The organism is Streptomyces sp. NPDC030296 (assembly GCF_055572815.1).
Map to the genome: position 1 here is coordinate 843,852 of NZ_JBVICQ010000003.1, position 23,629 is coordinate 867,480.

Annotated in this window: 19 protein-coding genes; 9 read left to right on the forward strand and 10 right to left on the reverse strand. The window is 70.6% G+C overall.

The genetic code is table 11. The features are described from left to right. Positions 1 to 16: 16 nt before the first annotated feature. Positions 17 to 628 (reverse strand): TetR/AcrR family transcriptional regulator, encoded by a 612-nt coding sequence (locus tag ACZ4Z3_RS11845; RefSeq protein WP_468500786.1) that lies wholly within the window; start codon positions 626 to 628, stop codon positions 17 to 19. 198 nt (positions 629 to 826) lie between these two features. On the opposite strand from ACZ4Z3_RS11845, the gene ACZ4Z3_RS11850 reads away from it, so the two are divergent. From ACZ4Z3_RS11850 to ACZ4Z3_RS11865, 4 genes are all read left to right on the forward strand, one after another. Beyond that, positions 827 to 1,801 carry a tetratricopeptide repeat protein gene (locus ACZ4Z3_RS11850; protein WP_468500787.1) on the forward strand — a complete coding sequence of 325 codons (975 nt, stop codon included), beginning with the start codon at positions 827 to 829 and terminating at the stop codon, positions 1,799 to 1,801. Positions 1,802 to 2,546: 745 nt separating this feature from the next. After that, entirely contained in the window at positions 2,547 to 3,131 is a 585-nt protein-coding gene (locus ACZ4Z3_RS11855) for a DUF6230 family protein (protein ID WP_468500788.1), read from the forward strand. 169 nt (positions 3,132 to 3,300) lie between these two features. Continuing rightward, entirely contained in the window at positions 3,301 to 3,939 is a 639-nt protein-coding gene (locus ACZ4Z3_RS11860; RefSeq protein ID WP_468500789.1) for a DUF6114 domain-containing protein, read from the forward strand. Further along, positions 3,929 to 5,275, forward strand: coding sequence for a hypothetical protein (locus tag ACZ4Z3_RS11865; protein WP_468500790.1), 1,347 nt, complete (start codon positions 3,929 to 3,931; stop codon positions 5,273 to 5,275). Before ACZ4Z3_RS11860 ends, ACZ4Z3_RS11865 begins: the two co-directional genes overlap by 11 nt. 111 nt (positions 5,276 to 5,386) lie before the next feature. Here the strand turns inward: ACZ4Z3_RS11865 and pyk are convergent, their stop codons facing one another. The 3 genes from pyk to pta all read right to left on the reverse strand — a co-directional run bounded on the left by pyk (position 5,387) and on the right by pta (position 10,253). Continuing rightward, complete coding sequence (pyk, locus tag ACZ4Z3_RS11870; RefSeq protein WP_468500791.1) at positions 5,387 to 6,817, reverse strand: pyruvate kinase; 1,431 nt, start codon at positions 6,815 to 6,817, stop codon at positions 5,387 to 5,389. 110 nt (positions 6,818 to 6,927) lie between these two features. After that, entirely contained in the window at positions 6,928 to 8,133 is a 1,206-nt protein-coding gene (locus ACZ4Z3_RS11875; RefSeq protein ID WP_468500792.1) for an acetate kinase, read from the reverse strand. 32 nt (positions 8,134 to 8,165) lie between these two features. Further along, positions 8,166 to 10,253 (reverse strand): phosphate acetyltransferase, encoded by a 2,088-nt coding sequence (gene pta / locus ACZ4Z3_RS11880; protein ID WP_468500793.1) that lies wholly within the window; start codon positions 10,251 to 10,253, stop codon positions 8,166 to 8,168. 337 nt (positions 10,254 to 10,590) lie between these two features. Between pta and ACZ4Z3_RS11885 the strand changes: the two genes are divergently transcribed. Continuing rightward, positions 10,591 to 11,616 (forward strand): ATP-dependent 6-phosphofructokinase, encoded by a 1,026-nt coding sequence (locus tag ACZ4Z3_RS11885; protein ID WP_468500794.1) that lies wholly within the window; start codon positions 10,591 to 10,593, stop codon positions 11,614 to 11,616. Between the two features lie 12 nt (positions 11,617 to 11,628). On the opposite strand, the gene ACZ4Z3_RS11890 is transcribed toward ACZ4Z3_RS11885, so the two are convergent. From ACZ4Z3_RS11890 to ACZ4Z3_RS11915, 6 genes are all read right to left on the reverse strand, one after another. After that, complete coding sequence (locus tag ACZ4Z3_RS11890) at positions 11,629 to 12,438, reverse strand: helix-turn-helix domain-containing protein (protein ID WP_468500795.1); 810 nt, start codon at positions 12,436 to 12,438, stop codon at positions 11,629 to 11,631. Between the two features lie 121 nt (positions 12,439 to 12,559). Beyond that, a complete protein-coding gene (locus ACZ4Z3_RS11895; RefSeq protein ID WP_468500796.1) occupies positions 12,560 to 13,435 on the reverse strand; it encodes a carbohydrate ABC transporter permease in 876 nt (291 codons plus the stop codon). A 4-nt stretch (positions 13,436 to 13,439) separates the two neighbouring features. Continuing rightward, positions 13,440 to 14,330 (reverse strand): carbohydrate ABC transporter permease, encoded by an 891-nt coding sequence (locus tag ACZ4Z3_RS11900; RefSeq protein ID WP_468500797.1) that lies wholly within the window; start codon positions 14,328 to 14,330, stop codon positions 13,440 to 13,442. A 10-nt stretch (positions 14,331 to 14,340) separates the two neighbouring features. Continuing rightward, positions 14,341 to 15,750, reverse strand: coding sequence for an extracellular solute-binding protein (locus ACZ4Z3_RS11905; protein WP_468500798.1), 1,410 nt, complete (start codon positions 15,748 to 15,750; stop codon positions 14,341 to 14,343). A gap of 112 nt (positions 15,751 to 15,862) precedes the next feature. Further along, entirely contained in the window at positions 15,863 to 16,549 is a 687-nt protein-coding gene (locus ACZ4Z3_RS11910; protein ID WP_468500799.1) for a response regulator, read from the reverse strand. Continuing rightward, on the reverse strand, positions 16,546 to 18,270 hold the full coding sequence (locus tag ACZ4Z3_RS11915; RefSeq protein ID WP_468500800.1) for a sensor histidine kinase: 1,725 nt from the start codon (positions 18,268 to 18,270) through the stop codon (positions 16,546 to 16,548). Before ACZ4Z3_RS11915 ends, ACZ4Z3_RS11910 begins: the two co-directional genes overlap by 4 nt. A gap of 372 nt (positions 18,271 to 18,642) precedes the next feature. Here ACZ4Z3_RS11915 and ACZ4Z3_RS11920 point away from each other — a divergent pair, with 372 nt between their 5' ends. From ACZ4Z3_RS11920 to ACZ4Z3_RS11935, 4 genes are all read left to right on the forward strand, one after another. After that, entirely contained in the window at positions 18,643 to 20,031 is a 1,389-nt protein-coding gene (locus ACZ4Z3_RS11920) for a cation:dicarboxylate symporter family transporter (protein ID WP_468500801.1), read from the forward strand. Between the two features lie 335 nt (positions 20,032 to 20,366). Beyond that, positions 20,367 to 20,795: a MerR family transcriptional regulator gene (locus tag ACZ4Z3_RS11925; RefSeq protein ID WP_055717561.1), complete on the forward strand. Its 429-nt coding sequence runs from the start codon at positions 20,367 to 20,369 to the stop codon at positions 20,793 to 20,795. Then, the gene (locus tag ACZ4Z3_RS11930) at positions 20,792 to 21,124 is read left to right on the forward strand and encodes a thioredoxin family protein (protein ID WP_272172083.1); all 333 of its coding nucleotides are present in this window, start codon (positions 20,792 to 20,794) and stop codon (positions 21,122 to 21,124) included. The genes ACZ4Z3_RS11925 and ACZ4Z3_RS11930 overlap by 4 nt, the downstream gene beginning before the upstream one ends. A 126-nt stretch (positions 21,125 to 21,250) precedes the next feature. Continuing rightward, positions 21,251 to 23,542: a HelD family protein gene (locus tag ACZ4Z3_RS11935; protein WP_468500802.1), complete on the forward strand. Its 2,292-nt coding sequence runs from the start codon at positions 21,251 to 21,253 to the stop codon at positions 23,540 to 23,542. The last annotated feature ends 87 nt before the right edge of the window (positions 23,543 to 23,629 follow it).

Here is a 23,629-nt window from a genome sequence, read left to right on the forward strand (position 1 = left end):
GTCGCGTGCGTCCCCCTCAGCCCGCCGCCCCGCCCAGGCCCACCAGCAGGAGCCTGGTGAAGGCGCGCACCCACTGCTCGTCGGCCGGTTCCGCGCTCACCAGCGTGCGGTGGACCACCGCACCCGCCACGACGTCGAAGATGAGGTCGACGGTCGTCGGGTCGGACTCCGGCGGGAGTTCGCCGCGGGCCTGGGCACGGGTGCGGCCCTCGAGGACCAGCCGCTTCTGGCGTTCGACGATGGACGTGCGGATGCGTTCGCGCAGCGCGTCGTCGCGGGTCGACTCGGCGATGACGGCCATCAGGCCGCTGCGTGCCTCGGGACGGGCCAGGATCGCGGCGAACTGGAGCACGACGCCCTCGATGTCCGCCGCGAGGCTGCCCCGGTTGGGGATCTCCAGCTCGTCGAAGAGTTCGGCCACCGCGTCGACCACGAGCTCGTTCTTGCCCGCCCAGCGGCGGTAGAGGGTCGTCTTGGCCACCCCGGCGCGCGTCGCCACGTCGCCCAGCGTCAGCTTCGACCAGCCCAGCTCCACGAGAGCCTCCCGGGTGGCCGCCAGGATCGCGGCGTCCGCCGTGGCGCTGCGCGGACGCCCCGTGGCGCGGGAGGCGGGGGTGCGGCTCTGCATGCCGCCGACCATATCCGGCCGTTCTTCGGCGTCCAGGGATGTCGTGCCCGGTGCCGTGAGGCAGATCACCGGGGAGTGGGTACATAGGAGTCGCGGGTGCAGTTACGCTACGGGTCGTAGCGAAAGCTTGTGCGCCAGGGGGACGGTCGGCTTCGCGACGCTTTTCACACGCGCGCCCGGAGGGGGGAGGATGTACTCATGCAGCCACGGAACATGTCCATGAGCGGAGTCGTCGACCTCGCCGCGGTGAAGGCGGCCCAGGAGGCCAAGGCGAAGGCGGAGCAGGCGCGCGCCGAAGCGGCCCGGCAGGGCGGCCAAGGAGCGGTCTCCCCGGCCGACCTGGTCATCGACGTCGATGAGGCCGGGTTCGAGAGGGAGGTCCTCCAGCGCTCCACCGAGGTGCCCGTCGTCATCGACTTCTGGGCCGAGTGGTGCCAGCCCTGCAAGCAGCTCAGCCCCGTGCTGGAGCGGCTGGCCGTCGACTACAACGGCAAGTTCGTCCTCGCCAAGATCGATGTCGACGCGAACCAGATGCTGATGCAGCAGTTCGGGATCCAGGGGATCCCGGCGGTGTTCGCCGTCGTCGCCGGGCAGGCGCTGCCCCTCTTCCAGGGCGCCGCCCCCGAGCAGCAGATCCGCGCCACCCTCGACCAGCTCGTGCAGGTCGCCGAGCAGCGCTTCGGCCTCACCGGCCTCGTGGTCGACCCCGACGCCGAGCCCGGTGCGGTCGAGTCGGCCCCGCAGATCCCGGCCGGCCCCTACGACCATCTGCTCGCCGCCGCCGTACAGGCCCTGGACGCGGGCGACTTCGGCGGCGCGGTGCAGGCGTACAAGAACGTGCTGAGCGACGACCCGGGCAACATCGAGGCCAAGCTGGGCCTCGCGCAGGCCGAGTTGCTGCAGCGGGTGCAGGGCATGGACCCGCAGGAGGTGCGCAAGGCCGCGGCGGAGAACCCCGCCGATGTGCCGGCGCAGATCGCGGCGGCCGACCTCGACCTCGTGGGCGGACATGTGGAGGACGCCTTCGGGCGGCTCGTCGAGACGGTCCGGCGGTCGGCGGGTGACGAGCGGGAGACCGCGCGGCTGCGGCTGATCGAGCTGTTCGAGGTCGTCGGGTCCGACGATCCGCGGGTGACCGCGGCCCGCCGGGCGCTGGCGCGGGCGTTGTTCTGAGACGGGTTCCGGGGCGGGCCGCGTCGGCCCGTCCCGGTTCGCTTCCGCGCCCACGCCTCGGCGTGGGCGCACGGCTGTGATGTGCCGGAACACGTGTGGCCGGAGTGAGAGATTTGGCGACACGGCGACATCCCGGCCGCCCTTTACCAAATCTTGGTAATCCCGGTCGCTGTTACTGGCAGTAAGAGAACCGCGCCGATGTGTCGGACTCTGTCCGGCTGTCAACCAGTCTGTCGCCTCACTCGGGGCGACCCAGGGTCGCTGCCCGATGCCAATGGGTCGTTGTTCGGTTATCCGTCCGTTACTAGCGAGTAACGAACCCCCTTGCGGGGGCGGCGAGAATGCACCACGATCGGCGACGCTCGGTCCAATCCCGTACCCCGCCGGCCAGTCGGGTCAACGGGTTTTCTGGGTCCCCACCGAGTAGAGCCGGCGACAGTGGCGTCGTCTCTTGGACAGGGGGGTCTCCGCCTCAACGGTGGAGCCTGTCCAGCAGGTTGTGCGTGATGCGTGTCAGGCGCGACCAGTGGTTGTCGCTCGGGGGTGATCGCCGGTGAGTTCGGGCGCTTCGGTGCCACCGAGCGCGGGCGCTCCCCATTCCCGAGGACGTAGCACTTCTCCCATCCCTGTCCGGCCGAGCCGCCGTCAAGGGGCGAGCCGGTGGCAGGAGATGTACGTCCGAGAAGGAGGAAATATGGAGTCCCAGGTGCGTGGCGGGACCAGATGGAAGCGGTTCGCTGTGGTCATGGTGCCCAGCGTCGCCGCCACGGCAGCGATAGGTGTCGCCCTCGCGCAGGGTGCTCTCGCGGCGTCGTTCAGTGTGTCGGGCCAGTCGTTCAAGGTGACGGCGGGTCAGCTCGAAGGTCAGGGCTTCTCGCAGTACGGAGCGCTCGACGAGGGCTACACCCTCAAGGGCGAGAAGACGGTTCACCCCGTCGCCGTCTCGGCGTTCAAGAAGGCCGAGATCACCAACATGTGCCAGTCGGTCGTGACCCCTGGTGTCCCGTTCCTCGGTAGCGTCAGCCTCAAGCTGACCGCCGGTACCGGTGGCAAGAAGGTCGAGGCCGAGAACCTCTACATCGACGTCGAGGACCTCTCGGCCGATGCCGTCTTCAAGGGCATCGACATCGGTGTGGCGGCCAAGGACGCCAACAAGGGTCCGGGCATGAAGGGCGGCTCGGAGCAGGCCAACCCCTACGGGTTCGCCCAGCAGGCCGACTCGGCCACGCTGAGCGACGTGAAGCAGACGGCGTGGGCGACCACCGCCGGAACCTTCAAGCTGAGCAACCTCAAGATGTCGCTCCACAAGGGCACCGTGGAGTGCTACTAGGCACTCCCTGGGCGGGTGAGGGGGCCTGTGCTTCTTCGCCCGCCCGTCCCTCTCGCGGCGCGGGGCATCCCGCGCGCGACCTCCGTACGTGAATTCCCGTACGCGCGCCTCGCACCACATGCCGTACGCGAACTTCTCACAGCAACACCGTTCCAGGGAGCTGTTGTCCATGAGCGCCGAGTCAACGGGGCAGAACGAAGACTATCTCCGCGCCTTTCGGCGGCGCTTCCGCGACTGGAGGGGCTCTCGTCCCTTCTGGGCGGGCCTTCTGGTACTGCTCGGCGGTTTCCCGATCATGTACCTGCCGTACGCGAACCTGCAGATCGGTCACCTCACGCTCGCCATGTCGACGACGGGCGGCGCGGGTTCCCTCATCATCGGCGTCCTGCTGGTGGTGCTCGGGATCAGTCTGTGGTTCCAGCGGCACGTACGCACCTTCGCCGGTACGGCGGCGATCCTCCTGGCGCTCGTGTCCATCCCGGTCTCCAACCTCGGCGGCTTCGGCTTCGGCTTCCTGCTCTCCCTGATCGGCGGCGCGCTGGCCATCGCCTGGGCGCCCGGCAACGAGGAGGAGCGGGTGTCGTCCACGTACAAGACCCCGACCCGCGCCGCGGCCGCGCCGGACACGGCTCTCCAGGGCACGGCCTCTGAGAACACGGCACAACCAGGTGCGGTCCCCCTGGTCAAGGGCGACGCCCCCGAGCCCGCGACGGCGGACTCGACGAGCGGGGCGGCGCGCGGCGAGGGCGACGACCTGTCAGGTACCACCCCCACGAACGGGACGAACGGGAGGCACAGTGCCGGCTGACAAGGTGACCCACGGGACTTCGGTGGGAGAGTCCCGTGCGAGAACCGGACCGCGGCACGCGGCGCCCAAGAAGCCCCTTCTCACCCGGCTGAACGTGCCGGCGGGCAAGGCGATAGCCCTGGCGGCGATGCCGACGGCGGTCCTCATGGGCATGGGCTTCACGCCCACCCTGGCCCGCGCCGAGGACCCGACGAAGCAGAGCCTGACGGCCGACGAGTACAAGGACTGCGTGGCCGCCCTGGAGGCAGCCGACGAGGACACCGACACGTCCGCCTCGCCCACCCCGACCCCGTCCGCCTCCGCCCCGGAGAGCGACGACCCGGCCACGGACGACGGCACGCAGGACGAGGACACCACCGGCGACGGCGACTCGGCGTCCGGCGACGACTCCGCGGACGACGACACCTCTTCGCCGGATTCAGGTTCCGACGACAAGGGCGACGCGGACGGGTCCACCACGGACCCCGCCGACACGTCCGCCTCCGACGCCACGGCCACCCCGTCGCCCACGCCCTCCGCCGAGGAGGCGGGCAGCGGCAATGTCCTGGAGGACATCGGCGACGCGCTCGAGGACATCTTCGTCCCCGAGAAGGACACCGAGGACACCACGCCCGAGCCGTCCACCACCCCGTCCCCCTCCGCCTCCGAGGACACCGCCGGTGACACCGGATCCGACGCCGGGAAGGCCGGCAAGGACGCCAGGGACGCGAAGGACGACGCCACCGACAAGGTGACCGACACGGCCAAGGACGTCACGGACGCGGCGAAGGACGCGAAGGACGACGCCGAGGACACGGCCGGCGACGCCACCGCGACCCCGAGCCCCACCCCGTCGCCGAGCGACAAGGTGAACGCCGACGACTGCCCCGTCGCCACCGAGGACGAGAGCGGCGTCGAGAAGGGCATCCCCGCCCTGCCGAACGACCCCTGGTACCTGAACGCCAGCTCCCTGCTGCTGAAGGGCGCCGACTACAAGGGCATCGTCAAGGTGCGGACCGCCGACGGCTCGGTCAAGGAGGTGCTGAAGTACGTCATCTCCGACGGCACCGACATCGGCGACCTCCACCAGACGGTCGACGACAAGCAGGCCGGCGTCACCTACCACGTGCAGGCCCGCAAGGGCAGCACGTCCACGATCCGCGACGGCAAGACGATCATGTACACGGAGAGCATCTCCGGCAACCTGCTCGGTCTGATCCCGGTGACCTTCGACCCGAAGCACCCGCCGCCGCTGAACATCCCGCTGATCTACTTCACCAACGTGAAGGTCGTCCAGGCGGGCCAGTTCGGCGGGACGCTCACCGTGCCCGGGCTGCACCAGTTCACCACCGACTGAGACCGCCCACGGCGCCCGAGCGCCGCACAGGACCCGTCCGGGAGCCGCAACACACCGAGGGCGCCCCCTGCTCGCAGGAGGCGCCCTCGGTGCTGTCGTACGGCGGCGGCGTCAGTCGCGGGAGCCGCCGCCCAGGTGGTGCACCCGGACCATGTTCGTGGTGCCCGGCACGCCGGGGGGCGAGCCGGCGGTGATGACCGCGATGTCGCCCTCGTTGAAGCGTTCGAGCTTGACCATCTCCTGGTCCACCAGCTCGACCATCTCGTCCGTGCTGTTCACGAACGGCACCACGTGCGACTCCACGCCCCAGCTGAGCGCCAGCTGGTTGCGGGTCGACTCGTCGGTGGTGTACGCGATGATCGGCTGGGACGCGCGGTAGCGGGAGAGCCGGCGCGCGGTGTCACCGGACTGCGTGAAGGCCACCAGCGCCCGGCCGCCGAGGAAGTCGGCGATCTCGCAGGCCGCACGGGCGATCGAACCACCCTGCGTACGCGGCTTCTTGCCCGGCACCAGCGGCTGGAGGCCCTTGGAGAGCAGCTCCTCCTCGGCCGCCGCGACGATCTTCGACATCGTGCGGACCGTCTCCAGCGGGTACGCGCCCACGCTGGACTCCGCCGACAGCATGACCGCGTCCGCGCCGTCCAGGATCGCGTTGGCGACGTCGGACGCCTCGGCGCGGGTGGGGCGGGAGTTGGTGATCATCGACTCCATCATCTGGGTCGCCACGATCACCGGCTTGGCGTTGCGGCGGCACAGCTCGATGAGCCGCTTCTGCACCATGGGGACCTTCTCGAGCGGGTACTCGACGGCCAGGTCGCCACGGGCGACCATCACGCCGTCGAACGCCATCACGACGTCCTCCATGTTCTCGACCGCCTGCGGCTTCTCCACCTTGGCGATGACGGGGACCCGGCGGCCCACCTCGTCCATCACCTTGTGGACGTCCTGCACGTCGTCGGCGTCCCGCACGAAGGACAGCGCCACCAGGTCGCAGCCCATCCGCAGCGCGAACCGGAGGTCCTCGACGTCCTTCTCGGACAGCGCGGGCACGTTCACCGCGGCGCCGGGCAGGTTGATGCCCTTGTGGTCCGAGATGACACCGCCCTCGACGACCTCGGTGCGCACCCGCGGGCCGTCGACCTCGATGACCCGCAGCTCGACGTTGCCGTCGTTGATGAGCACCTGGTCGCCGGCGGAGACGTCACCGGGCAGGCCCTTGTACGTCGTCCCGCAGATGTGCTTGTCGCCCGGCACGTCCTCGGTGGTGATGGTGAACTCGTCACCGCGCACCAGCTCCACCGGCCCCTCGGCGAAGGTCTCCAGACGGATCTTGGGGCCCTGGAGGTCGGCGAGGACACCGATGGCCTTGCCGGTCTCGGCGCACGCGGCCCGGAGCCGGTCGTACCGGCCCTGGTGCTCGGCGTGGCTGCCGTGGCTGAAATTGAAGCGGGCCACATTCATGCCGGCTTCGATCAGGGCGACAAGCTGCTCGTGGGAGTCGACCGCGGGGCCGAGAGTACAGACGATTTTCGAACGGCGCATGGGACGATCCTATCGGTTTGTTTCGCTGCGGAATATTCCGTCTGGCGGAATGCACATGGGCGGCTATGCGCTCAATCGTGTTACCGGCGTGTATTTCCCGACTGTTTTGCTCATCTGTCGACCAGGGCGTACGTCTGTGCCGCGATCTCGAGTTCCTCGTCGGTCGGCACCACCGCGACGGCGACCCGGGCACCGGCCGGCGAGATCAGCCGCGGCCCGTCGCCGCGTACCGCGTTGAGGTCGGCGTCCACCGCCGGCCCCAGCGGTTCCAGGCCCGCCAGGGCGGCCTCCCGCACCCGCGCCGCGTTCTCCCCGACTCCGGCGGTGAACGCGATCGCGTCCACCCGGCCGAGCACCGCGCAGTAGGCGCCGATGTACTTCTTCAACCGGTGAATGTAGATGTCGAAGGCGAGCTTCGCCCGCTCGTCGCCCTCGTCGATACGCCGGCTTATTTCCCGCATGTCGTTGTCGCCGCACAGCCCGATCAGACCGCTCTTCTTGTTGAGGAGAGTGTCGATGTCGTCCGTGGACATTCCGCCAACGCGCATCAAATGAAAGATGACGGCCGGGTCCATGTCTCCCGAGCGCGTACCCATCACGAGCCCCTCCAAAGGCGTCAGCCCCATGGAGGTGTCCACGCACCGGCCCCCGCGCACGGCCGACGCGGACGCCCCGTTGCCGAGGTGCAGCACGATGACGTTCACGTCCTCCGGGGCCTTGCCCAGCAACTCGGCGGTGGCTCGCGAGACATACGCGTGCGAGGTGCCGTGGAAGCCGTAGCGGCGCACCCGGTGGGCGTCGGCGGTCTCCACGTCGATCGCGTAGCGTGCCGCCGACTCCGGCATCGTCGTGTGGAACGCGGTGTCGAACACGGCGACCTGCGGCAGGTCCGGGCGCAGGGCCTGAGCCGTGCGGATGCCCGTCAGGTTGGCCGGGTTGTGCAGCGGCGCCACCGGGATCAGCCGCTCGATCTCGGCGAGCACGGCCTCGTCGATCACCGTCGGCTCGGTGAAGCTCTGCCCGCCGTGCACCACGCGGTGCCCGATGGCGGCCAGTTCCGGGGAGTCGAGACCGAGCCCGTCCTTGGCCAGCTCCTCCGCGACGGCCTTCAGGGCGGCCGCGTGGTCGGCGATCGCGCCGGTGCGCTCCCGGGACTCGCCCCCGTCGGTCAGCGGGGTGTGCTTCAGCCGGGAGCCCTGCTCGCCGATGCGCTCCACCAGGCCCACGGCAAGCCGGGTGCTGTCCCGCATGTCGAGCAGCTGGTACTTCACCGAGGAGGAACCGGAGTTGAGGACGAGGACGCGGGTGGCGGTCACGGTGGTGGTATGCCTTCTGTCGTCGGTGGGGGTCACTGGGCCGCGGGGGTCTGGGCCTGGATGGCGGTGATGGCGACGGTCGTGACGATGTCCTGGACGAGGGCGCCCCGGGACAGGTCGTTGACCGGCTTGCGCAGGCCCTGCAGCACCGGCCCGACCGCGAGGGCGCCGGCCGAACGCTGCACCGCCTTGTAGGTGTTGTTGCCGGTGTTGAGGTCCGGGAAGATCAGCACGGTGGCCTGCCCGGCGACCTCGGAGCCCGGCAGCTTGGTCGCCGCGACACTCGGCTCCACGGCGGCGTCGTACTGGATCGGCCCCTCGATCAGCAGGTCGGGCCGCCGGGAGCGGACGATCTCGGTGGCCTCCCGCACCTTGTCGACGTCGGCGCCCGAACCGGAGGTCCCCGTGGAGTACGACAGCATCGCGATCCGCGGCTCCACCCCGAACTGCCGTGCGGTGGCGGCGGACTGGACGGCGATGTCGGCGAGCTGCTCGGCGTTCGGGTCCGGGTTCACCGCGCAGTCGCCGTAGACCAGCACCTTGTCGGCGAGGCACATGAAGAACACCGACGAGACGATGCCCGCGTCCGGCCTGGTCTTGATGATCTCGAAGGCGGGCCGGATGGTGGCGGCCGTGGAGTGCACCGACCCCGACACCATGCCGTCCGCGAGCCCCTCCTGGACCATCAGCGTGCCGAAGTAGTTCACGTCGGACACCACGTCGTACGCCAGCTCGACGCTGACGTTCTTGTGGGCGCGCAGCTGCGCGTACTTCTCCGCGAAGGAGTCCCGCCACGCGGAGGTCGCCGGGTCCACCAGCATGCTGTCGCCGAGGTCGATGCCCAGGTCGGCGGCCTTCTTGCGGATCAGGTCCACGGGGCCGAGGAGGGTGAGGTCGCAGACCCCGCGTCGCAGCAGCACCTCGGCCGCGTGCAGCACCCGTTCCTCGGTGCCCTCGGGGAGGACGACCCGGCGCCGCTCGGCGCGGGCCTGCTCCAGCAGCTTGTGCTCGAACATCATCGGGGTGATCCGGTCGCTGCTGGGCGCCGAGACCCGGCCGCGCAGCTCGGCCGTGTCGACGTACCGCTCGAAGAGGCCGAGCGCGGTCTCCGCCTTGCGCGGGGTCACCGCGCTCAACTTCCCCTCCATCGAGAAGAGTTCGGAGGCGGTGAGGAACGAGCCGCTCTCCACGGCGACCACGGGCGTGCCGGGCGCGAGCCGCGCCGCCAGCGTGAGGACCTCGTCGCTGGGCCGTTCGTCGAGGGTCAGCAGCACACCGGCGATCGGCGGGGTGCCCGCGCTGTGGGCGGCGAGGGCGCCCACCACCAGGTCGGCGCGGTCGCCGGGGGTGACGACCAGACAGCCGGGGGTGAGCGCGTTCAGGAAGTTCGGCAGCATCGCCCCGCCGAAGACGAAGTTCAGCGCGTCACGGGCGAGTCCCGAGTCGTCGCCGAGGAGCACCTTGCCGCCGAGCGCGTGGGTGATCTGCGCGACCGTCGGCGCGGACAGGGCGGGCTCGTCCGGGACGACGTAGCAGGGCACGGCCAGGGGATGGCGTGCGTCCGTGAGCCGCTCGGCTATCTCGTCCCGGTCGCCGGGCGCGACCCGGTTCACCACCATCGCGATCACGTCGCAGCCGAGGCCCTCGTACGCGCGGTACGCGTTGTGCGTCTCGGCGACCACCGACTCGGCGGTCTGCTTGCGCCCGCCGACCACGGAGATCACCGACGCCCCGAACTCGTTGGCGAGCCGGGCGTTGAGGGACAGCTCGTCGGGGAACTGGGTGTCCGCGAAGTCGGTGCCGAGGACGAGGACGACGTCGTAGTCCCGCGCCACCGTGTGGAACCGCTCGACGAGGGCCGCGACCAGTTCGTCCGTGCCGTGCTCGGCCTGGAGGGTGGACGCCTCGTGGTAGTCCATGCCGTACACGGTGGCCGGGTCCTGCGAGAGCCGGTACCGGGCGCGCAGCAGGTCGAAGAGCCGGTCCGGGCCGTGGTGCAGCAGCGGCCGGAACACCCCCACCCGGTCGACCTGGCGGGTCAGGAGCTCCATGATCCCCAGCTCGACGACCTGGCGGCCGTCGCCGCGGTCGATCCCGGTCACGTACACGCTGCGCGTCACGTGGGCTCTCCGTTCCATGTCGGGTTCGGTGGGTGCTTCGCTCGGTGCTTCGGTCGGGTGTTCCGGTGGTGCCGCGAGTGCCGCTTTAGTGGCTTCGCGCAGTGTTTCCGCGGGGGTGCGACGGGTGTGCGGAAAACACCGCCGCGGTGGACGGAAACCCTCTTGACAATACCTCCGGGGGTGGATAAGGCGCCCATCAGGTCGGCAGGGCGGGGGAGGGCTCCCCGGCCGACCGGAGGCGGGCTCCGCGGGCGCGGCACCCCCTTGCGAGGCGTGAAACAATCGGATCGGCTCACAAGTACCAGCACCCAGCAGGACGAGCAGGAGACACAGCACGATGCGTATCGGAGTTCTGACCGCAGGCGGCGACTGTCCGGGCCTGAACGCAGTGATCCGGTCGGTCGTGCACCGAGCGGTCGCCCAGTACGGCGACGAGGTCATCGGCTTCGAGGACGGCTACGCCGGTCTGCTCGACGGCCGCTACCGCAGCCTCGACCTGGAGTCCGTCAGCGGCATCCTCGCCCGCGGCGGCACCATCCTCGGCTCCTCCCGCCTCCAGCGCGACCGCCTCCGCGAGGCGTGCGAGAACGCGCAGGACATGGCCCACCAGTTCGGTATCGACGTCCTGATCCCGATCGGCGGCGAGGGCACCCTCACCGCGGCGCGGATGCTCAGTGACGCCGGGCTGCCGGTCGTCGGCGTGCCGAAGACGATCGACAACGACATCTCGTCGACGGACCGCACCTTCGGCTTCGACACGGCGGTCGGGGTCGCCACCGAGGCGATGGACCGCCTGAAGACGACCGCCGAGTCCCACCAGCGGGTGATGGTCGTCGAGGTCATGGGCCGGCACGCGGGCTGGATCGCCCTGGAGTCCGGGATGGCCGCCGGTGCGCACGGCATCTGTCTGCCCGAGCGCGCGTTCGACCCGGCCGACCTGGTCAAGATGGTCGAGGAGCGCTTCGCGCGCGGCAAGAAGTTCGCCGTCATCTGCGTCGCCGAGGGCGCCCACCCCGCCGAGGGCTCGATGGACTACGGCCACGGCGAGATCGACCAGTTCGGCCACGAGCGCTTTCAGGGCATCGGCACCGCCCTCGCGTACGAGCTGGAGCGCCGCCTCGGCAAGGAGGCCAAGCCGGTCATCCTCGGCCATGTGCAGCGGGGCGGCACCCCGACCGCGTACGACAGGGTGCTCGCCACGCGCTTCGGCTGGCACGCGGTGGAGGCCGCGCACCGGGGCGAGTACGGCCGGATGACCGCGCTGCGCGGCACCGACGTGGTGATGGTGCCGCTCGCGGAGGCCGTGACCGAGCTGAAGACGGTCCCGAAGGACCGGATGGACGAGGCGGAGTCGGTCTTCTAGACGCCCGGTCCCCTAGGCCGCCCGGCGGACCAGTGACCAGAAGTGGTCGGTGATCCGGTCGAGGTAGTCGCGGCCGGCGTCGCCCGCGTCGGTCGCAGCCGTGCCGCCCGCCCAGCTGAGACTGGCGCTCGTCCTCCCCCGGTAGTCGAGGTGCATCTCCTGGAGGACGTCCTCCAGGAGGCGCCGGTCGAGGGACAGCAGCTTGGCGGTCGGCCGGACGTACGCCTGCCAGCGGGTGGCGACCGCGTCGTGGAGCAGCTCGGTGAGGCGTGCCTCCCGTCCGGTGACGACGACCAGCTCGGGGAGCGAGAGGTCGAGCAGATCGGCGAGGGCGGTGGACTGCCGTTCGGTGCCGCGCCATTCACCGGTCTCCTCCATGTGGAGGTAGACGGTCAGGTCCATGCCGATCGCGCGGGCCACGTCCTCGGGGGCGGTCCCCCGGGCCATGCGATGCTCGCGCAAGGTACGCGGCGCACCGATGAGTTCACCCGGCGAGCACCACAACACGCCCGCGAGAGCGGTGAGTTCGGGGCTCGTCGGTGCCACCGTGCCGCGTTCCCAGGCGTTCACCAGGTCCGGGGTGACATAGGGGAGACCGTACGAGGCCCGCATGCCGTAGGCGACATGCTCGGGTCCCATGCCGAGGGCGGCGCGGAGTCGGCGGGCGGCGGTGGTGTCGAACGGTGGGGTGGGGGCCTGGATCTCCGGGTGCCCGTACGGGCCGTGGTCGGCGGCCGGGGTCCGGATCGGATCGGGGCTCGGACGGGTCGGTCGACGGTGCGGGTGCTGGGGCTGCCGTTCACGGGCTGAGCGTCGGTGCACGCGCACAACGTAGGGGTGCGGGGCTGCGGTGACTACGAGGTGTTCGGCCACAATCACGGATTGTAGAAACCTACGGTTTCTGTGATTCCTGTGGTCCGAGTGACCGGTGGGCATGGCCGGCTCAGCCCTTGACCGCGCCGCCCAGGGCGAAGCCACCGCCCAGACGTCGGGCCACGCCCACGTACAGCAGGATCACCGGGGTCGAGTAGATCACCGAGAACGCCGCCAACTGCCCGTAGACCACCGTCCCCTTGTTGCCGAAGAACTCGTTGATGCTCACCGCGGCCGGCATCTGGTCCGGGGTGAGCAGCAGCATGAACGGGACGAAGAAGTTGCCCCACATCATCACGAACGAGAACACGGTCACGACCGCGACGCCCGGCCCCATCAGAGGCAGCACGATCCGCAGCAGCGACTGCAGGGGCGAGGCGCCGTCCGTCCACGCCGCCTCCTCCAGCTCCTTCGGCACGCCGTCCATGAAGTTCTTCATCAGCCAGATGGCGAACGGCAGTTGGGAGGCGGCGAAGAAGAGGATCGTGCCCTCGTGGGTGTCGATCAGATTCACCCGCACGAACAGGGCGTACACCGGGACCATGATCGCCGTGATCGGGAGGCTCGTCGCGAAGAGGATCGTCAGGAGGAAGGGGCGGTTCAGGCGGGAGCGGAAGCGGGACAGGGGGTAGGCGGCGAGGGCCGCGCACACCACGGTCAGCGCGGTCCCGCCGCCGCACAGCAGCAGACTGTTCAGCAGCGGCGTGACCGTGACGTCCGGGGTGAGGACCGCCTCGTAGTTGGCGAAGGTCACGGAGTCCGGGAGCCGGACCCGGAGGTCGGCGCGGGCGTCCACGGACGACAGGACCACCCAGGCGAGGGGCAGGACGAACGCGGCGGCCACGACGAGCAGTCCGGCGTCGGCGGTCAGCCGGCGCCGCAGGGTCCTGCGCGAGGCGGGTGTCCGGGCCCCGCGCGAGGAGTGTGTCCGGGTTCTGGTCGGCACCGGGTCAGACCTCCGTTCGCAGCAGCCGCAGATACACGACCGAGAAGAGGGAACCCACCACCAGGAGCAGCAGCGCGACCGCCGTGCCGTAACCGATCATGCTCTTCTGGAAGGCCTCCTCGTACATGAACAGCGGGAGCGTCTGGCTCCGGCCGCCGGGGCCGCCCCTCGTCATCACCCAGATCAGCCCGAAGACGGAGAGGGTCTGGAGGGTGATGAGCATGAGGTTCGTGCCGATGGAGCGGCGGATCATCGGGAGGGTGATGTGCCACAGACGGCGCGGACCGCTCGCGCCGTCGACCTCCGCGGCCTCCGTGATCTCCTTCGGGATCTCGTCGAGCGCCGCCGAGTACACCAGCATCGAGAACGCCGTCCCCCGCCAGACGTTCGCGAACGACACCGCCAGGATGGGCAGGGTGTACAGCCAGTTCTGGGTGGGGAGACCGAGCCAGTCCAGGACGGCGTTGAGGGTGCCCTCGCGGCGGAAGAAGGCGTACAGCAGGAAGCCCGCGACCACCTCCGGCAGCACCCAGGCGGTGACGACGATGCCGCCGACGAGGGTGCGGACGGGCTTCGAGGCGCGCCGCATCAGCGCGGCCAGGGCCAGCCCCAGGGTGTTCTGGCCCAGCAGCGCCGAGACGACGGTGAAGACGAGGGTCAGCCACACGGCGTTGCGGAACGCCTCGTCGCCGAAGGCGGTCCGGAAGTTCTCCAAGCCGACGAAGGAGTCCTCGGCCTGGCCGGTGAGCTGGAGGTCGGTGAAGGCGATGGAGACGCAGTAGGCGATGGGTCCGGCGAGGAAGAGGAGCAGCAGGACGCTGGCGGGGGCGACGGGGAGGGCTCGGGTGAGGGAGCGGAGGGCGGGGTGCGGCGGGCGGCCCGGTCGTCTCGTCATGAGCGGCGGGTCAGCCCCGGATCACCTGGTCGTCGGTGGCCGCCGCGAGTTCCTCGTCGTAGTTCCTGGCCGCCTCGGCCACCGACGCGTCGCCCGTCGTCACGGACTCCATGGCCTCCTGGATGGCGGTCGAGACCTTCGGGTACGCGGGGTAGGCGGGCCGGTAGTGGGTGTGGGCCACCAGGTCGGTGAAGAACTCGATGCCGGGCTGCGCCTTCGCGTAGGCCGGGTCCTCGGCGACGTCCTCGCGGACGGCGATACCGGAGTTGGCGATGTACCACTTCTGGGCGTTCGCCTTCGACTGCATCGTCCTGATGAACGCGAAGGCGAGGTCCGGGTTGGCGGCCTTGGCGGGGATCGCCCAGGTCCAGCCGCCGGACATGCTCACCTTCCCGGGAGCCTGGCCGTGCTGGGTGGGCATGGCGGCGAGGCCGAGCTTCTCCGACCAGTCGGGCCATTCGTGGCCGCTGCCGGGCAGCCAGTCCTGCGGCAGCCAGGAGCCGTCGAGGTTGATGCCGAGCCTGCCCTCGGGGAGGAGTTCACCGCGGACCCGGGTCGCGATGTTCGGGTCGAGGGCGTCGGACACCTCCGGGCCCAGCTTCTCCCGGTAGACGGTCTCCACGAAGGCCAGCGCGTCCTTGAAGCCCTGGGTTCCGGCCTTCCACTTCTTGGACTTCTCGTCGTAGAGGGGGTCGCCGCCGTTGTCGGTGGCGCCGTCCGTGCCGTAGAGCAGCATCTCGAAGCCCTGCATGGTGGCGGCCTCGCCCGCGGGTTTGCCCGTGTAGACGTTCAGGGGGATGACTCCGGGGACCTTCCGTTTGATGGCGCGGGCGGCGGAGAGGACGTCGTCCCAGGTCCTCGGCTGCCAGTCGGCGGGCAGACCGGCCTTGGCGAAGATCTTCTTGTCGAACCAGAGTCCCCGGGTGTCCGTGCCGTCCGGGACGCCGTACGTCTTCCCGTCCTCGGCCTTCGCCGCGGCCCTGGCCGTGCCGATGAACCGGTCCCAGTCCTTCCAGTCGGCCAGATAGTCGTCCAGCGGCTTCAGATAGCCGCTGGTGATGTCCGAGTTGATGAGGAAGGTGTCCTCGTAGACCAGGTCCGGGGCCGTCTTCGGGGACCGCAGCATCTGCTGGACCTTGGTGTAGTACTCCGAGTCCGGCGCCTTGATCGGGACGAGCTTCACCTTCTTGCCGGGGTTCGCCTTCTCGAACTGCTTTTTCACGTCCCCGAGGAAGGTGTCCATCACCCGGACCGAGTTGTCCGTGGACTGCTTGTACGACACCTCGACCGTGTCCGGATCGCTGCCGGAACCGCTGCCGCAGGCGGTGAGGACACCGGGCGCGGCGATGGCGAGGGCCCCGGCGAGGAGGAGACGGAGGGGGAGGCGGGATCGGCGAGTGGGGGGTGCGGTGGGGCGCACGGGCACGACCTCCTGCTGGCTACGTCGTTGTGGCCTTGGGTGGTGCCCGGTGACGGTACGAGGAATGGTCTAGTCAGGTCAATGAGTGTGCAGCGGACCGGACTTGGGCGGTCTACTCCTTGCGCACCCAGCGGTACACCAGCTCCGGGCGTCCCACCTGCCCGTACTGCGGTTCACGTCTCGCCCGGCCCGCGTCCACCAGGTGTTCGAGATAGCGGCGGGCCGTGATCCGGGAGATGCCCACGGCCTCGGCGATGCCGGCGGCCGTCAGGCCCACCGCGGTGTCCCGGAGGGCGACGGTGACCCGTTCCAGGGTCGGCGCGCTCAGGCCCTTCGGCAGGGCCGCCGGGCCCGGTGCCCGCAGCGTCGCCAGCGCCCGGTCCACCTCGTCCTGGCCGCTGGCCTCGCCCGCCGCCGCGTGGAACTCGGCGTAGCGGACCAGCCGGTCGCGGAGCGTCGCGAAGGTGAAGGGCTTCAGGACGTACTGGACGACACCCAGGGAGACGCCCTCCCGGACGACCGTCAGATCCCGTGCCGACGTCACCGCTATCACGTCGGCGTGATGCCCGGCGGCGCGCAGCGAGCGCGCCAGTTGCAGACCGTGCACGTCCGGCAGGTGCAGGTCCAGGAGCAGCAGGTCCACCGGCATGCGCTCCAGCGCACGGCGTGCCTCCGCGCCCGTGTGGGCCTTGCCGACCGCCGTGAAGCCGGGGACGCGGCCGACGTACATCATGTGGGCGTCGGCGGCGACGGGGTCGTCCTCCACCACCAGGACTCTGATGGGGTCCGACTGGGTCATGAGCGGTCGCCTCCAGGCGCGGTGGACTGAACGGCGGGTCGGGCGGGAGAGCCATCGGTGTGCTGAGCGGCAGCGGCGACCGCAGCGGCCCCGCCCGGGTCGGCAGTCGTACGCAGGGGCAAACGCACTTCGAACTCCGCCCCGCCCCCGTCCGCCTCCGACACCGTCAGCGTGCCCTCGTGGCGGCGGGCCACCTGGCGTACGAGGGCGAGGCCCAGGCCTCGCCCGCCGGGGCCCGCCGGTTTCGTGGAGAAGCCGCGTTCGAACACGGCCTCAGCGTGGGCCGGGTCCACGCCGCTGCCCGTATCGGCGACGCGCAGCACCAGCACCGAGTCCTCTGCCGAGGCATCCGTCTCGTCCGTGTACGCGGTCACCGTCACCCGTGCCCCCGTCGTCCCCTGCGCCGCGTCCACCGCGTTGTCGATGAGATTGCCCAGCACCGTCACCAGGTCCCGCGCCGGGAGGGACTCCGGGAGCAGACCGTCGTCCATGCGGCTGTCCTGCGACACCACCAGTTCCACGCCCCGCTCGTTCGCCTGTGCCGTCTTACCCAGCAACAGCGCCGCCAGGACCGGCTCCGTCACAGCCGCCACCACCTGGTCGGTGAGGGCCTGGGCCAGTTCCAGTTCCGCGGTCGCGAAGTCGATCGCCTCGTCGGAGCGGCCCAACTCGATGAGGGAGACGACCGTGTGCAGGCGGTTGGCCGCCTCGTGGGCCTGGGAGCGGAGGGCCTGTGTGAAGCCGCGTTCGGAGTTCAGCTCGCCCATCACGGACTGCAGTTCGGTCACGTCCCGCAGGGTGACCACCGTGCCCCGGCGCTGGCCGCCCGACACGGGCGAGGTGTTGACGACCAGGACCCGTTCGGCGGTCAGCAGGACCTCGTCCACCCGCGGCTCGGACGACAACAGGGCACCCGTCAGCGGCGCCGGCAGGCCCAGGTCCGCCACCGATCGGCCGATCACGTCCTGCGTCACCCCCAGCAGTTCCCGCGCGCCGTCGTTGATGAGCGCCACCCGGTACTGGCCGTCCAGCATGAGCAGCCCCTCGCGCACGGCGTGCAGGGCGGCCTGGTGGTAGTCGTGCATGTTGCTCAGCTCGGCGGCGTTCATGTTGTGCGTGTGCCGGCGCAGCCGCGCGTTGACGATGTACGTGCCGACGCCGCCGAGGGCGAGCGCGCCCGCCGCCACCCCGAGCAGGGCCGTCACCTGGCCCTGGACCCGGTCGCTGATCGCCTGCACCTTGATACCGGCGCTGACCAGGCCGATGACCCGGCCGTCCTCCTTTATCGGGGTGACCGCGCGCACGGACGGACCGAGGGTGCCGGTGTAGGTCTCGGTGATGGTGCCGCCCCGCCGCGCCTTCTCGATGTGGCCGACGAAGCGCTGGCCGATCCGCTGGGCGACGGGGTGCGTCCAGCGGATGCCGTCCGGCGTCATGATCGTCACGAAGTCGACGCCCGCGTGCCGCTGCACCTCGGTGGCGTACGGCTGGAGCCGCGCCGTCGGATCGTCGGTGTGGATCGCGGCCCGCACCGACGGCGCGTCGGCGACCGCGGCGGCGACGGCCAGGGCCTGCCGGCCCGCCGCGTCCTCCGCCTGGCTCCGGTCGCTGACGTACGTGAACAGCGCGCATCCCGCGACGACGACCGCGATCAGCACCGCCTGCACGGCGAAGAGCTGACCGGCCAGGCTGCGGGGTCTGAGGAGGGACGCGACGCGCATGGCAACAGTCTGCATGGACGTGTTGGCGTGAACTAAATGAACGGAAGGGTGACCGCCCTCACAGGGCGGGAGATAGTCACCCCATCGAACATGTCCAGCACATGAACGACGAGAGGGAGTACCACTCCCGTCCGGGACCCCACACCCGAGCCGCCGGGAGACCGGCTCCCACACCCCCCGGGAGCCCACTCCCACCGGGAGCCCCGGCTCCCGCCGTCAGGGAACCGCCGGGTTCCCGCCGCCGGGGAGCTCGCCGAGCTCCCCGCCCGGGAGCCGCACTCCCACCCCCGGGAGACCGTCTCCCGCAATCCCCCGGACGTGAGCCGCACGCCGGACGATCAGCCGACGACGTCGTCGACGAGGAGGGCAGCCGTGGCCAGCACCACCCATACGGCACCTACCGCACCCGCCAAGCGGGACCGCACCCACTACCTGTACATCGCCGTGATCGTGGCCGTGGCGCTCGGTATCGCCGTGGGCCTGATCGCCCCCGACTTCGCGGTCGAGCTGAAGCCCATCGGCACCGGCTTCGTGAACCTGATCAAGATGATGATCTCGCCGATCATCTTCTGCACGATCGTGCTCGGTATCGGTTCCGTACGGAAGGCCGCCAAGGTCGGCGCGGTCGGCGGCATCGCACTGGTCTACTTCCTGATCATGTCGCTGGTCGCCCTCGGCATCGGTCTGGTCGTCGGCAACATCGTCGAGCCCGGCACGGGCCTCGCGGTCACGGACGCCATCAAGGAGACCGGCCAGGCGCAGGTCTCGCCGGAGGCCAAGGACACCACCGAGTTCCTGCTCGGCATCATCCCGACGACCATCGTCTCCGCGTTCACCGGCGGCGAGGTCCTGCAGACCCTGCTCGTCGCGCTCCTCGCGGGCTTCGCGCTCCAGGCCATGGGCAATGCCGGCCAGCCGATCCTGCGCGGCATCGAGCACATCCAGCGCCTCGTCTTCCGCATCCTCGCGATGGTGATGTGGGCCGCCCCGATCGGCGCGTTCGGCGCCATCGCGGCCGTGACCGGCTCCGCCGGCCTGGACGCCCTCAAGAGCCTGGCCGTGCTGATGGTCGGCTTCTACATCACCTGCTTCCTCTTCGTCTTCATCGTGCTCGGCGCGCTGCTGAAGATCGTCGCGGGACTGAACATCTTCACCCTCTTCAAGTACCTGGGCCGTGAGTTCCTGCTGATCCTGTCCACCTCCTCCTCCGAGTCCGCGCTGCCGCGCCTCATCGCGAAGATGGAGCACCTGGGTGTCAGCAAGCCCGTCGTCGGTATCACCGTCCCGACCGGCTACTCCTTCAACCTCGACGGCACCATGATCTACATGACCATGGCGTCCCTGTTCATCGCCGACGCCATGGGCACGCCGATGGCCATCGGCGAGCAGGTCGCGCTGCTGCTCTTCCTGCTGGTCGCCTCCAAGGGCGCGGCCGGTGTCACCGGTGCGGGTCTCGCGACCCTCGCGGGTGGTCTGCAGTCCCACAAGCCCGCCCTCGTGGACGGCGTCGGCCTCATCGTCGGCATCGACCGCTTCATGAGCGAGGCCCGCGCCCTCACGAACTTCGCGGGCAACGCGGTCGCCACGGTGCTGATCGGTACGTGGACCAAGGAGATCGACAAGGCCCGGGTCCACGAGGTGCTCGCCGGGAACGCGCCGTTCGACGAGGCGACGCTGCTGGACGACCACGGGGTGGCTGCGCCGGTCGAGGCCGAGTCCGGGGCCGGGGCCGACGGTGAGAAGGAGCTCGCCAAGGCCTGAGCACTCCGCTGGGGGCGCCGGAGGTAAGCGCCGCCGGGCCGTGAGGCCGGCACCAACTGCCGGTCGAGTGTGGCTGGTATCGCGCAGTTCACCGCGCTCCTTCGGGGCCTGCGGCCCCCAGCGCGAGCCCCGCAGGGTCTGCGGCCCCAACCGCAGTTCCCGAAACCCCCGTACGGCCGGGTCCTCCCCCCGTGGACCCGGCCGTAACGGGCACCACAACTGAATACGCGCCCTGATACACCGAGCGGCCAGGTCCTCCCCCTGTAGACCTGGCCGCTCGGCTCTTTTCGTTTTTCTCTTTCCTTGACGTCGGGGTCAAGGATTAGCGTCGGGTCATGCGCATCGGTGAGCTGGCGGCACGGGCCGGGACCACGACACGGACGTTGCGGTACTACGAGGCGCGGGGGCTGCTGCCCGCGCGGCGCAGCGGCAACGGGTACCGGTCGTACGACGAGGGCGATCTGCGGCTGCTGCGGCAGATCCGGACGCTGCAGGACTTCGGGTTCGACCTGGAGGAGACGCGGCCGTTCGTGGAGTGCCTGCGGGCCGGGCACCCGGAGGGCGACTCGTGCCCGGCGTCGCTCGCGGTCTACCGGCGGAAGCTGGACGAGCTGGACGCGCTGATCGGCGAGCTGGCGGCCGTACGGGCCAAGGTCGGCGAGCAGTTGGCGCGGGCGGAGTCGGCGCGGGAGCGGCTGGCGGCCGAGGCGGAGGTTCCGGGCGGTCCGGAGCCGGAGTGCGAACTGGGAGGGGCCGGGTTGTGATCAGGGCTGCGGGTGTGGCCGAGGTGACGGACGCGGATTTCGCGGCGGAGGTGATCGGGGCGGAGCTGCCGGTGCTGGTGGAGTTCACCGCGGACTGGTGCCCTCCGTGCCGGCAGATGGGGCCGGTGCTGAGCGCCCTCGCGGCGGAGGAGGGGGAGCGGCTGAAGGTGGTGCAGCTGGACGTGGACACGAGCCCGGAGACGACCAACCACTACCGGGTGCTGTCGATGCCGACGTTCATGGTGTTCAAGGGCGGTGAGCCGGTGAAGGCGATGGTCGGGGCCCGGCCCAAGCGGAGGCTGCTGGAGGAACTCGCCGACGTGCTCTGACACCGGGAAGGCGGCAGGACGAGAAAAGCCCCCGAGCGATTGTGCTCGGGGGCTTTTCCTGCGTATATTTAATGGTTCGCGACTTCAAGAAGGAGAAGTCGCAAAGAAGTTCAGTGAGCACAGTATATGCGGGCGGGAGTGGAATTGTCAAACACCGGCTTTTCGCACGATGAATTGCGGCGGGAGCAGGAATTCATCGACGCGCTGTACCGGCGGGTCGACGCGCTGCGCGGTGAGACCGAGGACTCCGTCACCGACGCGCTGGCGCAGGGCAACACGCCCATGCAGGCCCGGCTGGAACGGGACATCCTGGTCGCCGAACGCTCGGGTCTGCTGGCCGCCCTGAACGCCGTCGACGGCTCCCTGTGCTTCGGACGGCTCGACCTCGCCGACGGCGGTGTCCACCACATCGGCCGCATCGGGCTGCGGGAGGACGACACCGAGCGCACCCCGATCCTCATCGACTGGCGGGCCGACGTCGCCCGCCCCTTCTACCTCGCCACCGGCCACACCCCGATGGGGCTGCGCCGCCGCCGGCACATCACCACCGAGGGCCGCCGGGTCACCGCCCTGCACGACGAGATCCTCGACCTCGGCGACGAGACCCGCACCGGCTACGAGGACCCCACCGGCGACGCCGTCCTGCTCGCCGCGCTCAACTCGGCCCGCACCGGCCGCATGGGCGACATCGTGCAGACCATCCAGGCCGAGCAGGACCGCATCATCCGCGCACCGCACCAGGGCGTCCTCGTCGTCGAGGGCGGACCCGGCACCGGCAAGACCGCCGTCGCGCTGCACCGCGCCGCGTACCTGCTGTACGAGCAGCGGGAACTCCTCGCCAAACGCGCCGTCCTCATCGTCGGCCCCAACCCCGCCTTCCTCGGCTACATCGGCGAGGTCCTGCCCTCCCTCGGCGAGACGGGCGTCCTGCTGTCGACGGTCGGCGAACTGTTCCCCGGCGTACACGCGACCGCGACCGACACCCCGGACGCGGCCCGGGTCAAGGGCCGCGCCGACATGGCCGAGGTGCTCGCCGCCGTCGTACGAGACCGGCAAGCCCTGCCCGACCCGGTGATCGCCATCGAGCACGACCGGGAGGTCCTCATGCTCGACGACGACCTCGTCCGGGTCGCCCGCGAGCGCACCCGCGAGGCGAAGCTCCCGCACAACGCGGCCCGCGAGCACTTCGAGGGGTACATCCTCAACACCCTCACCGACATGGTCGCCGAGCGCATCGGCACCGATCCCTACGACGGCTCGAACCTCCTCGACGCCAGCGACATCACCCAGATCCGCGACGAACTCGCCGAGAACCCCGAGGTGTGGTCCGCCATCGACCAGTTGTGGCCCCGGATCACCCCGCGACGCCTGGTCGCCGACTTCCTCGCCGAGCCCGAGCACTTCCTCCCCGAGGAGGACGCCGACGCCGTCCGCCGTCCGGTCACCCGCGCCTGGACCGTCGCCGACGTGCCCCTCCTCGACGAGGCCGCCGAACTGCTGGGCGAGGACGACCGGTTCGCGCGGGCCCGGGCCGAACGCGAGCGGGAGACCCAGATCGCGTACGCGCAGGGCGTGCTCGACGTGTCGTACGCGTCCCGCACCTACGAGTTCGAGGACAAGGAGGACAGCGACCCCGAGAGCTCCGAGGTGCTGTCCGCCCACGACATCATCGACGCCGAGCGGTTCGCCGAGCGGCACGAGGAGGAGGACCACCGCAGCGCCGCCGAACGGGCGGCGGCGGACCGGACCTGGGCGTTCGGGCACATCATCGTCGACGAGGCGCAGGAGCTCTCGCCGATGGCCTGGCGGCTGCTGATGCGCCGCTCCCCGACCCGCTCCATGACCCTGGTCGGCGACCCCGCCCAGACCGCGGAGGCCGCGGGCGTCGGCTCCTGGGCCGACATCCTCGCGCCGTACGTCGAGGACCGCTGGAAGCACACCCGGCTCGGCGTCAACTACCGCACCCCCGCCGAGATCATGGAGGTCGCGGCCGGCGTCGTCCGCGCCGAGCAGCCGGACTTCGAGCCGCCCAGCTCCGTGCGGTCCACGGGCGTACGGCCCTGGGCCCGCCGCGCGACGGCCCGGGACCTGCCCGCCGAGGTGGCCAAGGCCGCCGCCGAACTCACCCCCGCCGAGGGCCGGCTCGCCGTGATCGCGCCGCGCGCGCTGCACCGGTCGCTCGCGGCCCGCCTGGACGGCGTCACGGCCGGCGCGGAACCGGACCTCACCCGCACCGTCGTCCTCCTCGACCCCCGGCAGGCCAAGGGGCTGGAGTTCGACTCGGTCCTCGTCGTGGAACCCGGGCGGTTCGGCACCAGCGACCTGTACGTGGCGCTGACCCGGGCGACCCAGGTACTCGGCGTCGTCCACACGGAGGCACTGCCGGGGGCTCTGCGGGAGTCGCTGACGGCGGCCTGACCGACGGAGCACGACGGGTGAGGGGCCCCGCCGGTGCGCCGACGGCACCGCGCGAGCGGGGCCCGACGGCAGCCGGGCCGGGCCGCC